Genomic DNA, 11,938 nt, shown 5'->3' with positions numbered 1-11,938 from the left:
GCGTCGCCGGGGCCCCCGCACCCCAGGCCCCGCAGTCTGCCACCAAAACGCATCGGTCCGTACTCGTTCTGTAACGGAATCCCGGCTCCCGGAAAAGAAGTCCGTAAGTATGCGTAGGAAGAAATGAGCAAGAACCATCACGGGAGTGGACAGGTCCGGCGCGTGCACGTGCATCTGCCCTTGCATCCAGCTTCTGCATTCGGAACGATGGTGCCGCGCACCTGCGTGCTCTTCGCGCCGGCGCCGGACCCACCCCGCAGTTCTTTCTGGACGGAGCGCGCCGCTCCGCCCGCGAATCCCGGGAGTGCCTCGCATGGGGACGAATGGATCGACCATGCTCGAGCCGTTACGGCAGGGGCTGCCCCCGGTCGACCCCACGGCTGTCTCCGGGTCCGCCTCCTGCGCTCTGCCCGCCCGCTTCGAGGCGGTGCGGGGCGCCCGTTCGTTCACCCGGTCCACCCTGTCCCAGTGGGGCCTCGACGACCGCTTCGACGACGTGGCCCTGGTGGTCTCCGAACTCGTCACGAACGCGCTGCGCCACGCCCTGCCCGAGGACACCAGGCCGGCGACCGGCGCCGCGGGCGAGCCGGAGGCCTCGGTACGGCTGCACCTGATGCGGTGGAGCACCCGGCTGGTGTGCGCGGTACGGGACCCCAGCGAGGACCGGCCGGGCGGGTCGTTCGCACCGGAGCGGACGCAGGAGAACTGCGACCTGGAGTCGGGGCGCGGGCTGTTCCTCGTGGACTCGTACAGCGACAGCTGGGGCTGGCATCCGCTCGCGGGACGGCTGACCGGCAAGGTGGTCTGGGCGCTGTTCATGCTGCACGAATAGGCAGCGGGTCGGCCGCGGGCGCACACGGGCATACGGGCACGCGGACATACGGGCATACGAAGACTGGCCGGGGTTGATCATTTCGATCAGTCCCGGCCAGTGCACGTGCATGGCTTGATCGGTGCGCCGTTCCTCGGGCGATCGGGCGGTGTGCCGATCGGTCGATCAGGCGATCAGGTGGTCGAACTCGCCGTCCTTGACGCCCAGCAGCAGCGCCTCTATCTCGGCCGGCGTGTAGACGAGCGCGGGCCCGTCCGGAAAGCGCGAGTTGCGCATGGCGACAGCTCCACCCGGCAGCTTGGCGAACTCCACACAGGAACCTTGCGAGTTGCTGTGTCTGCTCTTCTGCCAGGTCACTCCGTCGAGTTCTGCAGCTGCCATCCCGTTGTACGCGTGGTCCACAGGAAGCCCCCGATAGTGCAGATGTCAACTGCACCGGATCATAGCTGTGTTCATAAGCGCATGCATGGGCAGATGCACGTGCACGCGGAGGGTGCTCCCCCGATCACTGTCAGGGAAGAACTCGGGTGGATCAGGGGCGAATCAGACCCTTATAAGGATTGGATCAAGGAGCGGCGGAGGTCGTCTGCGTGCACGGCACGCCTTTCAGGACTCCTTCAGATTTGTACGGATGCGTGCGGAGCTGTTCGATGGTCGGGTCCATCCGAAACTCCGGTCTCCGCCCGAAGGTGGGAACGAGCATGCTCCGCAATGCCCTTGAGCCCTGGCACCTGATCCTGCTCCTCGTGGTCTGCGTGCTGGTCTTCGGTTCGAAGAAGCTGCCCGACATGGCCCGCTCCCTGGGCAGGTCGATGCGCATCCTGAAGTCGGAGACCCAGGCCCTGCGCAGCGAGGGCGGCGGCCGCGGCGACACCCCCTAGCGCGGCAGGGGGCGGCGCTCGGCGCCCACGTGGGCGCGGTCGGCGGCGGCCGTGCCGTCCTCCCAGCCCGCGTGGTCGGTGGCCCCGCGCAGCCGGGTGGTCGTGGTCCGGGGGAACATCTCGTCCGCCCGGGAGGTGACGGCGACGTCGCGGGCCACCAGGGCGGGCAGGTTGTCGGGGGCCTCGGCCACGGTGTGCTCGGCCGTCTCGGCGAGGCGCTGGCCGAGACGGCTGGCGTAGGCGAGCAGGAAGGACTGCCGGAACGTCTTGGTCCGCTTGCGCCCGCCCGAGCGCTGGGCGGCCTCGGCCCGGGTCATGGCGGCGGTCCCCTGCACGAGCAGGGACGTGTACAGCAGCTCGACGGCCTCCAGGTCGCTCTCGAACCCCACCACGGTGGAGAACTCGAACGCGCTGTTCCACACCGCCCGACACCGGTTGGCCCCGGCGACGGCATCCAGCAGCACGGCCTTGGCCTCCTCGTACGGCGCCTCGACCCCGATCCGGCAGGCCGCGGGCACCTGGGCGGGGCCCTTGCCGCTCGCCGCGAGCAGGGCCTCGTCGACGGTGTGCCGGGCCATCAGCTCCTGGGCCTTGGCGCTGAGCGCCTCCGCCTCCTCCGGGAAGGTGGTCGCCTCGGCCTTGGCGAGCAGGGCCCGGATGCGGCCGAGCATGCGCGGCTCGATGTGCGCGTGCTCCAGGGCATCGGCGGCCGGGTCCCCGGGAACCGGACCCACCGGTTCGATGGAGGGCAGCCGGATCAGCAGCCGGAACACCTCGAGCAGGGCGGTGGCAAGGCTGAACCGATCGGCCTTCTCCCGCCCCACGAGCCGTTCCCCGTAGGCGCCGTCGTCACCCCACCACACCTCGGCGTCGGTCCACCGCTCCGGCAGCCGGGCGTACCGGCGCGCCTCGGCGGCGATCAGGTCGCGGGTGATCCGCAGATGCCGGTCGCCGAGGTCCCGCCCCACCAGCCGGAGCACGTCGGCGGGCTGCCACCCCCGCTCCCAGGCCTGCCGTACGTACGCCTCCCCGCGCACCAGCAGCTCCCGCGCGACCCCGCCCCACTGCCCACCGTCCCCGACGAGCACCGAGGCCCCGGCATCCAGCCCGGCATCGTCCTGGCTGTAGAGGGCGGCTTCACAGGCACGATCGACAATCTCTCTCACCCCCTCAGCTTTGCACGCCCCCATCGCGCCGATCCCGGCCCCGCGGGGTCCGGGGGCGGAGCCCGGCGGCGGCACGGCCCCGCCGCCCAGCAGAACCGGACCCCGGAGTGCCGGGCGGCGGGCTGTCAGACCCCGGTGGGACACTCGCACCCATGAGCGACCCCACCCCCCACTGGGCCCTCGCCGAAGCCGGCGACGGCCTCTGGCACGCCACGCCGCTCACCCCCGGCCCCGCCCCCACCCCCACCCCCGGCAGCCGCCCCCTGACCGTGCGCGACCCCGCGGACGCGATCCGCTCCGCCCCCGCCACCACCCGCTGGATCTGGCGGAGCACCACCGCCGTCTACCCCCGCCTCCTCGCCGCCGGCACCCGCGTGGAGCGCTGCCACGACATCGAGGACGCCGAGCTCCTCCTGCTCGCCCACGAGGGCCGCTCCGGCGAACCCCGCTCGGCGGCAGCCGCCTGGGCCCGCCTCACCGGTGCCCCCGTACCCCCCGATCCGCCGCAGCGCACCGCCACACCCACCACCCAGGACTCCCTCTTCGACCCCCAGCCCGCCTCCGCCCCCGTCCCCCTCGACGCGCTCCTCGCCATCCACCACGACCAGGCCAAACGCACCGCTGCCACCGCCCACCCCGACCGCCTGCGCCTGCTCATCGCCGCCGAGTCCGCCGCCTTCCTGATCGCCGCCGAAATGCACCGCTGCGGCCTCCCCTGGCGCGCCGACGTGCACCGCGCACTGCTCACCGAGCTCCTCGGCGAGCGCTACGCCGGCGGCGGCGAGCCCCGCCGCCTCGCCGAGCTGGCCGACGAGATCTCCGCCGCCTTCGGCCGCCGCGTGCGCCCCGAGCTGCCCGCCGACGTCGTCAAGGCCTTCGCCGAGGCCGGGATCCGGCTCAAGTCCACCCGTCGCTGGGAGATCCAGGAGCTCGACCACCCCGCCGTGGAGCCCCTCCTCGCGTACAAGAAGCTGTACCGGATCTACACCGCCCACGGCTGGTCCTGGCTCCAGGACTGGGTGCACGACGGCCGCTTCCGCCCCGAGTTCGTCCCCGGCGGCACCCTCACCGGCCGCTGGGTCACCAACGGCGGCGGGGCCCTGCAGATCCCGAAGGTGATCCGCAGGGCCGTCGTCGCCGACCCCGGCTGGCGGCTCGTCGTCGCCGACGCCGACCAGATGGAGCCCCGCGTCCTGGCCGCGATCTCCCGCGACCCCGCCTTCATGGAGGTGGCCGGGCGCCCCGAGGACCTGTACACGGCCATCTCCCGCCAGGGCTTCTCCGGCGACCGGGACATGGCCAAGCTCGCCGTCCTCGGCGCCGTGTACGGGCAGACCTCCGGCGACGGCCTGAAGAACCTGGCCGCGCTGCGCCGACGCTTCCCGCAGGCCGTGGCGTACGTGGACGACGCCGCCAGGGCGGGCGAGGAGGGGCGCCTCGTACGGACCTGGCTGGGCCGGACCTGCCCGCCGCCGGTGGGCGCCGACGAGGACGGCGAGGCCGGGATCCCGCAGGACAGGGAGGACGGCTGGACCCCGGGCTACGCCTCCACCAACACCCGGGCCCGCGGCCGGTTCACCCGCAACTTCGTCGTCCAGGGCAGCGCCGCGGACTGGGCCCTGCTGCTGCTCGCGGCCCTCCGGCAGGCCATCGCGGGCGCCGGGATGCGGGCCGAGCTGGTGTTCTTCCAGCACGACGAGGTGATGGTGCACTGCCCCGCCGAGGAGGCCGAGGCCGTCGCCGAGGCCATCCGCGCCGCCGGCGACCGGGCCGGCCGGATCGCCTTCGGTGACACCCCGGTCCGGTTCCCGTTCAGCACGGCGATCGTGGAGTGCTACGCGGACGCCAAGTAGGACCGGACGTCACGCACGAGCGGATGCCGTCTGGGAGCGGATGCCGCGCAGGAGCGGCCGGCCCGGTGATCAGCCGAACCACTTCGGGTCGAGCGCGATCTGCTTCAGCTGCTCCATCGTCAGGATCGGCTTGTCCCGGGTCGCGGGCTTGTTCTGGTTGCCGGTGTTGAAGGCGGAAACCACCACGCGCCGGCCGTCCGGCCGCAGCGTGTCGACGGACCACCAGACGACGTTCGCGCCGCCCTTCTCACCGCCCTGCACCTCGGACTTCACCATCGTGCCGTCGGGCTGGGTGACGGCCCCGGCCCCGAAGTGGCCCCGCAGCGCATCCCCCATGCCGGTCTGCACGTTGACCTGCACGAGCGACTTGCCCTTGCCGTCGTCGAGCACGGCATAGCCGTACTCCCCCCCGCCGCCCTTGCTGTCGACCGTGATCCCGGTCTTCGGCAGCAGGGACTCCAGTACCGCGCCGGCGCCCGGTGCCGTGGCCGTCGGCCCGGCCGCGGCGTCCGGCTCGGCTGCCGGCAGGTCGCTCAGCGCCGGCTGCCACAGCGGCGAGGTCGCGAACGCCTTCAACTTGGCCGGGGACAGCGGCGGCTCGGTCCGTGAAACGGGCTGCCCCTTCTCGGCCGGAGCGTTCCACTCCTGTACGTCCACCTGGTGGCCCTGCGGGGTCACCAGCACGGCCCGCCACAGCTTCGTGGGCTCCCGGCGGTCGGGGTATTCGTAGCCCTGGAAGACCATGAGCTTCGAGCCGTCCGCGAGCGTCTCGGCGGTGCAGCCGTCGAAGTCCTGGAGGTTCTTGTCGGGGCAGGTCACCGACTGGGCCGCGGTCCGGCCCTTCGGGTCGACCCGCGAGAGGCCGACTCCGAGGGCCGCCGGGCCCTCCCCGTCGTCGTAGAGCCCGGAGACGATCGGGGACGCCGTCTCGCCCGTACCGCGCGCCTTGGCCCCGGACACCGTGCCGCCGGGCAGCAGCTGCCTGAACACGCCGATCAGCTGATCGGCGGAGACGGCGCCGCCGCCGGTCCTCTCCTTCGGCCCGGGCGGCGCCGTCGGGACGGCCGGAGGCGCGGCCACCGTCGTGCCGGAGCCGCGCGCGCCGTCGAAGAGGCCGCCGGTGTAGGCGCTGCCGGCGGCGATCACCGCCAGGGCCACCACCGATCCGCCGACCACGGCGGCCCTGCGGCGCGCCACCAGACGCCGTCCGCGCTGTTCACCGGCGGAGACGAGGGCCTGCGGGTCGGGCGTGAAGCCGTCCCCCGTACGCCGCAGGGCTTCGCTGAGCTCATCTTCAAAAGGCATGCGGAACCAGACCTTCCATCGAGTGGCAAGGGCAAGAGACGATCGAGGTGGCGATGAGGGGGTCAGAGACCGGCGAACTCGCTGAGAGATCCGCCCAGTTGGTCCCGCAGCCGGCCCAGCGCCCGCGTGGTGCGCGTCCGTACCGCCGCCGAGCTGGCGTTCATCGCGTCGGCGGTCTCCTCCACGCTGCGGTCCTCCCAGTACCGCAGCACGAGCACCGCCCGGTCCTTGGGCGCCAGCCGCCCCAGCGCCTCCAGCAGCGTCAGCCGCAGCGCCGGATCACCGCCGCCGGCCGCCGGCGCGCCCGACTCGGGGAACTCCCCGACCGGGCGCTCCCCCGCCGATCTGCGCCGCTGGTGCGTCAGGAAGGCCCGTACGAGCACGGTCTGCGCGTACGCCGCCGGGTTGTCGATACGGGAGATCCGCCCCCAGAGCAGGTACATCCGCCCCAGGGTCTCCTGCACCAGGTCCTCCGCGAGGTGCGTGTCCCCGCTCGTCAGCAGACAGGCCGACCGGTACAGATGCCCCGACCGGCCCGCCGCGAACTCGCGGAACCCGTCCCTGCGCCCCTCCCGCATTCGCTCCCCCTCGCGTCCGTCTCACCCCAATGACGCGACGGAGGTGCCGGAATGTTTCACCCCAATCCGTGGAAGTAGACGTGGAACGCGTCGCGTTCGAAGCCCTCCGCCTCGTAGAGGCCCTGCGCGACGTGATTGTCGTACGCGGTCTCCAGCTGCACCCCGGCCACCCCGGCCTCCCTGGCCCGGCGCAGTACGTCGCGCAGCAGCGCCCGCCCGGCGCCGCTGCGGCGGCCGGACGGGTCCACGTACAGGTCGCTCAGGATCCACACGGGCCGCAGGGCGAGCGACGAGAAGGTCCGGTAGACCTGCGCGAACCCGACCGTGCCGGCCTCCGGCACGTCGGCCAGCAGCACCAGGGACTCGCCGGCCCGGATCCGCTCCGCGAGGAAGGCGCGGGGCCGCTCGGGGTCCTCGACCTTCACCTCGTAGAAGTCGAGGTACCCGCCGAACAGCGCGCCCGCGACCTCGATGTCCCCGTCCCCGGCAACGCGCACCACCACATTCACATCATCCATGCACTCAGTGTCCGGTAACGGGCTGGGCAGGCAGGCTGAACACGTGGTCCGGGGTGACGATCTTGGTGATCGCCTCGCCGAACAGGGTGCTGGGCTCGGAACCCTCGTAGGAGATGTCCGTGTTCAGCGTCAGCGTCAGCGTGGCCTTCGCCTGCGGCAGGTACACGACCAGCGCCTGGTAGCCGGGCAGCGAGCCGTTGTGGCCGATCCAGCCCTGGACGTTGAAGATGCCCAGGCCGTAGCCGGTGCCGGGCAGCGCGTCGACGACGTCCAGGCGCTCGGCCTGGGTGGCGGGCTTCAGCAGCGTGCCCGTGGCCAGGACCCTCGCCCAGGTCTTCAGGTCACCGAGATCGGAGATCATGGCGCCGGCCGCCCAGCCCCAGGAGGGGTTCCAGTCGGCCGCGTCCTCGACCTTCCCGGTGGCGGTCTGGTCCGTGTACCCCTGCGAGTGCGGACTCGGGAACTCCGCACCGACGGGGAAGAACGTGTGCCGCAGGCCGGCCGGGCGGACGACCTTCTGGTTGATGTAGTCGTTGAGCCTCTGCCCGGTCTGCTTCTCCACCACCAGCCCCAGCAGGATCAGGTTGGTGTTGCAGTAGTAGAACTTCGCGTTGGGCTCGAACAGCACCGGGTGCTTGAAGGAGTACGCGAGCAACTCCTGCGGGGTGAAGGGCCGTCGGGGATTGCTCGTCAGGGCCTTGAAGAAGCCCTCGTCCGCGGAGTAGTTGAACAGCCCGCTCCGCATCCCGGCGAGCTCGCGCAGCGTGATCCGGTCCCCGTTGGGCACCCCGGACACGTACTTGCCTATGGGGTCGTCCAGCCCGACCTTGCCCTGGTCGACGAGCTGGAGCAGGGCGGTCACGGTGAAGGTCTTGGTCACGCTGCCGATGCGCATGTACATGTTCGTGCTGATCGACTGGCCGGTGGCCTTGTCGGCGACACCGAAGGCCCGCACGTACTCGCCCTTGCCGGGGGCCGAGAGCGACACCATCACCCCGGGTATCTTCGCCTCGCTCATCACCTTCCGGACGGCGTCGTCCAACTGCCGCGCCACGGCGGGGGTGAGCTGCGGAAACTCCCCGTCGGCGGCGGTCGGCCCCGAAGGGGAGGCGCCGGGAGCAACGGGGGCCGAAGCCGCTGCACCGGAGGCCGACGACCCGTCCAGGGCGTACCCCGCCCCCGCCCCCAGAGGCACCACGACCAGGCCCACTGCGGCCATCCCCACCGCCACTTTGCGCAACCGTGTCGACATCCCGGCCTCCTGCCACGCGTCGCCCAGGTCCAGCCTTCCCAACCTAGCCCCGCCCCGCCCCCCCGAGCGACCGGACCTTCTCCGGCCCCCCGAAGCCCCAGGTCACACACCCGCGACGACTTCGACGCCCGCACCCGCCGGGCCCGCGATCCCACGGCGCCGGCAGCCACGCCGGCCCGAGACGGCCACCACCAGCCACCCGCATCAGGGCAAAGCAAAAGCCCCAGGTCACGGCGAGTGAGTCCTGGGGCTTCTACAGAGCCGCCTTCGGGATTCGAACCCGAGACCTACGCATTACGAGTGCGTTGCTCTGGCCAACTGAGCTAAGGCGGCACCGCTGGTCAGACAAGTGTTCCCTCGGAGAGGAGCTCTCATCAGCAGCGGCGCCAAGTCTACAGGCTGAAACGGGGTGCCCTGAACCACGTTGTGGAGGGGTGGGACGTGTGGCTCATATCGGGATCAATCGGTGGCGTCCGGCGGTCTGGCGCGCCCGGGCGATCGGCGGGGCACGGCTTCAGGTGCACTTCTTGCCGTCCTTCGGCGCGGTTCCCGTCAGCAGGTACGTGTTGATCGCCGTGTCGATGCAGGCACTGCCGCGGCCGTACGCCGTGTGTCCGTCGCCGTCGTACGTGAGCAGGACGCCCGAGTCGAGCTGCTGCGCCAGCGCCTGGGCCCACTTGTACGGGGTCGCCGGGTCCCGGACGGTGCCGACCACCACGATCGGCGGGGCGCCCTTCGCGGTCAGGGCGCGGGCCGTTCCGGTGGCCTTGACCGGCCAGTACGTGCAGTTCAGCGAGGCCCAGGCGAGGCCGGCGCCGAACACCGGCGAGGCCTTCTCGAAGGAGGGCACTGCTGCGTCGACCGCCTCCGGGCCCGTGAAGGCGGGGGGCTGGTCGAGGCAGTTCACCGCGGCGTTCGCGAACATCAGGTTCGCGTACTTGCCGTCCGGCTCCCGCTCGTAATAGCTGTCGGCGAGGGAGAGCAGGCCGGACCCGTCGCCGTTCATCGCCGACGTCAGCGCCTCGCGCAGCTGCGGCCACGCGGTCTCGTCGTACAGCGCCGCGATCACCCCGGTCGTGGCGAGGGACTCGCCCAGCGGGCGGGCCGGATCGCCGCTGGGCACGGGCTGGGCGTCGGCCTTGCGGAAGAACTCCTGGAGCTGCTTCGCCATCGCCTCCGGCCCGCCCTTGCCGAGCGGGCAGTCGGGCTGCTTCGCGCAGTCCCGGGTGAAGGAGCGCAGGGCCGTCTCGAAGCCCCCGGTCTGGTCCCGGTTCAGGTCGAGCGCCGGACGGGAGGGGTCGATCGCGCCGTCCAGGACGAGCCGGCCGACCCGGCCGGGGAAGAGCTCCGCGTACGTCGCCCCGAGGAGGGTGCCGTACGAGGCGCCGACGTACGTCAGTTTCTCGTCGCCCAGCACCGCCCGGAGCATGTCCATGTCGCGGGCGGCCTCGACGGTGGAGACGTGCGGCAGGACCCGCTGCGAGCGGGTCTGGCAGCCGGCTGCGAACTCCTTGAACGCGGCCACCAGCTCGGCCCGCTCCGCCGCGTTGTCCGGCGTCTGGTCCACCTGCGTAAACTTGTCCATCTGCGGCCCGGTCAGGCACTGGACCGGGCTGCTGCGGTCCACCCCGCGCGGGTCGAAGGACACCATGTCGTACTGGGCGCGGACGGGCGCCGGGTACCCGATGCCCGCGTACGCCTGGAGGTAGCCGATGCCGGAGCCACCGGGGCCGCCCGGGTTGACCACGAGCGAGCCCAGCCGCTTGCCGGGGCCGGTGGCCTGGCGGCGGGCCACGGCGATGTCCACGTCCTGGCCGGACTCGGGGTGCGCGTAGTCCAGCGGGGCCTTCATCGTGGCGCACTGGAACCCGGGGACACCGCAGTCGCGCCAGCTGAGCTTCTGTTCGTAGTACGGGCGCAGCGCGGCCGGGACCGCGGTCGGGGCCGCCGACCGGGCAGGGCCCCCCGCCGAGGACGCGGCGGCACTGGGCCCCCCCGATCCGGCCGAGGTGCACCCGGAGAGCAGCAGCCCGGCAGCTGCGATCACGGTTCCGGTGGTACGCAGCAGGCGCCTGGTGTCCATCCTCGGAGCCTACGTCCTGCCGGGCGACCCGGCCCGGGCGTGCTCGCGCCGACCGGGTGCCCGCCGCCCGGGGGCGCGCCGCGGCCCGCCCTGATCCCGCAGTACCCTGCCCGACCTCGGCGGATCGCTCATACGGGTGAAACGGTCAACGGCGGTTGAGGGCGGGGCCGCCCCGGTGCGAGGCGGCTCAGCCCGCGCGGAGGGACATCGTCATCGCCTCGACCGCGAGGAGCGGGGCCACGTTGCGGTCCAGGGCGTCGCGGCAGGCGATGATCGCCTCGATCCGGCGCAGGGTGCGCTCCGGTCCGGACGCGCGGGCGATCCGGTCCAGGTCGGGCCGTATCTCCTCGTTCGCGATCGCCAGCGAGGAGCCGAGCTGGAGGGCCAGCACGTCCCGGTAGAAGCCGGTGAGGTCGGTCAGCGCCAGGTCGAGCGTGTCGCGCTGGGTCCGGGTGCGGCGGCGCTTCTGCCGGTCCTCGAGCTCCTTCATCACGCCCGCCGTGCCGCGCGGCATCCGGCCGCCGGTACCGGCCCCGGCGCCGAGCGCGGCCCTCAGGTCCTCGGTCTCCTTGGTGTCGACCTCCTCCGCGACCTGCTTGGCGTCCTCGGCGGCGGCGTCGACCAGCTCCTGGGCGGCCTTGAGGCAGCCGCCCACGTCGTCGATGCGGAGCGGGAGCTTCAGGACGGCGGCGCGGCGGGCCCGGGCGGCCTCGTCCTGCGCGAGCCGGCGGGCCCGGCCGATGTGGCCCTGCGTCGCGCGCGCCGCGGCGGCTGCCACGGCGGGCTCGATGCCGTCGCGCCGGACCAGCACATCGGCGACGGCGGAGACGGGCGGGGTACGGAGCGTCAGGTGGCGGCAGCGGGAGCGGATGGTGGGCAGCACATCCTCGAGGGAGGGCGCGCACAGCAGCCACACGGTCCGCGGCGCGGGCTCCTCCACGGCCTTCAGGAGCACGTTGCCCGCGCCCTCGGTCAGCCGGTCGGCGTCCTCGAGGACGATGACCTGCCAGCGGCCCACGGCCGGGGAGAGCTGCGCCCGGCGGACCAGCTCGCGGGTCTCCTTCACGCCGATGGACAGCAGATCGGTACGGACGATCTCCACATCGGCGTGCGTACCGACCACGGTGGTGTGGCAGCCGTCGCAGAACCCGCAGCCCGGCTCGCCCCCCAGGGCGCGGTCGGGGCTGGTGCACTGCAGGGCGGCCGCGAAGGCCCGGGCGGCGGTGGACCGCCCGGATCCGGGCGGTCCGGTGAACAGCCAGGCGTGGGTCATCTTGGACGCGGCGGGCGGCGGCGTCCCGGCCTCGACGGCGGTGACCAGGGCGTCGGCGTCACGGGCGGCGGCGGCCAGCTGCGCCTGAACCCGCTCCTGCCCCACCAGGTCGTCCCATACGGGCATCCCGCCCACCGCCTTTCACCGGCCGTCTTCCGTCGGCCGTCCGTGCCGCTCGTCCTGCTCGTGCCCGCCCC

The 11,938-nt window shown here is 72.7% G+C and carries 11 protein-coding genes and 1 tRNA gene; 3 read left to right on the top strand and 9 right to left on the bottom strand.

Annotation, left to right across the window (positions count from 1 at the left end; translation table 11 throughout):
• Positions 1-313 precede the first annotated feature (313 nt).
• Positions 314-832 (top strand): ATP-binding protein, encoded by a 519-nt coding sequence (locus ACFYXK_RS23620; RefSeq protein WP_389412888.1) that lies wholly within the window; start codon positions 314-316, stop codon positions 830-832.
• Positions 833-997: 165 nt separating this feature from the next.
• Here ACFYXK_RS23620 and ACFYXK_RS23615 read toward each other — a convergent pair whose 3' ends face one another.
• Positions 998-1,234, bottom strand: coding sequence for a DUF397 domain-containing protein (locus ACFYXK_RS23615; RefSeq protein WP_030868010.1), 237 nt, complete (start codon positions 1,232-1,234; stop codon positions 998-1,000).
• 299 nt (positions 1,235-1,533) lie between these two features.
• Here ACFYXK_RS23615 and tatA point away from each other — a divergent pair, with 299 nt between their 5' ends.
• Positions 1,534-1,713: a Sec-independent protein translocase subunit TatA gene (gene tatA, locus ACFYXK_RS23610; protein WP_389412887.1), complete on the top strand. Its 180-nt coding sequence runs from the start codon at positions 1,534-1,536 to the stop codon at positions 1,711-1,713.
• On the opposite strand, the gene ACFYXK_RS23605 is transcribed toward tatA, so the two are convergent.
• Entirely contained in the window at positions 1,710-2,903 is a 1,194-nt protein-coding gene (locus ACFYXK_RS23605; RefSeq protein ID WP_389412886.1) for a DUF2786 domain-containing protein, read from the bottom strand. The two genes, tatA and ACFYXK_RS23605, sit on opposite strands and share 4 nt — an antisense overlap.
• 128 nt (positions 2,904-3,031) lie before the next feature.
• On the opposite strand from ACFYXK_RS23605, the gene ACFYXK_RS23600 reads away from it, so the two are divergent.
• Complete coding sequence (locus ACFYXK_RS23600; RefSeq protein ID WP_389412885.1) at positions 3,032-4,732, top strand: bifunctional 3'-5' exonuclease/DNA polymerase; 1,701 nt, start codon at positions 3,032-3,034, stop codon at positions 4,730-4,732.
• 69 nt (positions 4,733-4,801) lie between these two features.
• Here the strand turns inward: ACFYXK_RS23600 and ACFYXK_RS23595 are convergent, their stop codons facing one another.
• The 7 genes from ACFYXK_RS23595 to ACFYXK_RS23565 all read right to left on the bottom strand — a co-directional run bounded on the left by ACFYXK_RS23595 (position 4,802) and on the right by ACFYXK_RS23565 (position 11,867).
• Positions 4,802-6,037: a hypothetical protein gene (locus ACFYXK_RS23595; protein WP_389412884.1), complete on the bottom strand. Its 1,236-nt coding sequence runs from the start codon at positions 6,035-6,037 to the stop codon at positions 4,802-4,804.
• Positions 6,038-6,099: 62 nt separating this feature from the next.
• Positions 6,100-6,615 (bottom strand): SigE family RNA polymerase sigma factor, encoded by a 516-nt coding sequence (locus tag ACFYXK_RS23590; RefSeq protein ID WP_266665248.1) that lies wholly within the window; start codon positions 6,613-6,615, stop codon positions 6,100-6,102.
• A 56-nt stretch (positions 6,616-6,671) separates the two neighbouring features.
• Positions 6,672-7,133 (bottom strand): GNAT family N-acetyltransferase, encoded by a 462-nt coding sequence (locus ACFYXK_RS23585; protein WP_389412883.1) that lies wholly within the window; start codon positions 7,131-7,133, stop codon positions 6,672-6,674.
• Between the two features lie 4 nt (positions 7,134-7,137).
• A complete protein-coding gene (locus ACFYXK_RS23580; RefSeq protein ID WP_389412882.1) occupies positions 7,138-8,385 on the bottom strand; it encodes a serine hydrolase domain-containing protein in 1,248 nt (415 codons plus the stop codon).
• Between the two features lie 259 nt (positions 8,386-8,644).
• Positions 8,645-8,718, bottom strand: a tRNA-Thr gene (locus tag ACFYXK_RS23575).
• Positions 8,719-8,899: 181 nt separating this feature from the next.
• Positions 8,900-10,468: an alpha/beta hydrolase gene (locus tag ACFYXK_RS23570; protein ID WP_389412881.1), complete on the bottom strand. Its 1,569-nt coding sequence runs from the start codon at positions 10,466-10,468 to the stop codon at positions 8,900-8,902.
• 187 nt (positions 10,469-10,655) lie between these two features.
• Positions 10,656-11,867 carry a DNA polymerase III subunit delta' gene (locus ACFYXK_RS23565; RefSeq protein ID WP_389412880.1) on the bottom strand — a complete coding sequence of 404 codons (1,212 nt, stop codon included), beginning with the start codon at positions 11,865-11,867 and terminating at the stop codon, positions 10,656-10,658.
• Positions 11,868-11,938: the final 71 nt, after the last annotated feature.

The organism is Streptomyces sp. NPDC002209, assembly GCF_042890265.1.
Taxonomy (GTDB): domain Bacteria; phylum Actinomycetota; class Actinomycetes; order Streptomycetales; family Streptomycetaceae; genus Streptomyces.
This window is presented reverse-complemented; position numbering and strand designations above follow the sequence as displayed.

Bases quoted from the DNA above. Each gene is read 5' to 3' on its own strand.
- ACFYXK_RS23595 (WP_389412884.1), bottom strand. From the start codon at position 6,037: ATGCCTTTTGAAGATGAGCTCAGCGAAGCCCTGCGGCGTACGGGGGAC.
- ACFYXK_RS23605 (WP_389412886.1), bottom strand. From the start codon at position 2,903: ATGGGGGCGTGCAAAGCTGAGGGGGTGAGAGAGATTGTCGATCGTGCC.
- ACFYXK_RS23570 (WP_389412881.1), bottom strand. From the start codon at position 10,468: ATGGACACCAGGCGCCTGCTGCGTACCACCGGAACCGTGATCGCAGCT.
- ACFYXK_RS23600 (WP_389412885.1), top strand. From the start codon at position 3,032: ATGAGCGACCCCACCCCCCACTGGGCCCTCGCCGAAGCCGGCGACGGC.
- ACFYXK_RS23580 (WP_389412882.1), bottom strand. From the start codon at position 8,385: ATGTCGACACGGTTGCGCAAAGTGGCGGTGGGGATGGCCGCAGTGGGC.
- ACFYXK_RS23565 (WP_389412880.1), bottom strand. From the start codon at position 11,867: ATGCCCGTATGGGACGACCTGGTGGGGCAGGAGCGGGTTCAGGCGCAG.
- ACFYXK_RS23620 (WP_389412888.1), top strand. From the start codon at position 314: ATGGGGACGAATGGATCGACCATGCTCGAGCCGTTACGGCAGGGGCTG.
- ACFYXK_RS23585 (WP_389412883.1), bottom strand. From the start codon at position 7,133: ATGGATGATGTGAATGTGGTGGTGCGCGTTGCCGGGGACGGGGACATC.
- tatA (WP_389412887.1), top strand. From the start codon at position 1,534: ATGCTCCGCAATGCCCTTGAGCCCTGGCACCTGATCCTGCTCCTCGTG.
- ACFYXK_RS23590 (WP_266665248.1), bottom strand. From the start codon at position 6,615: ATGCGGGAGGGGCGCAGGGACGGGTTCCGCGAGTTCGCGGCGGGCCGG.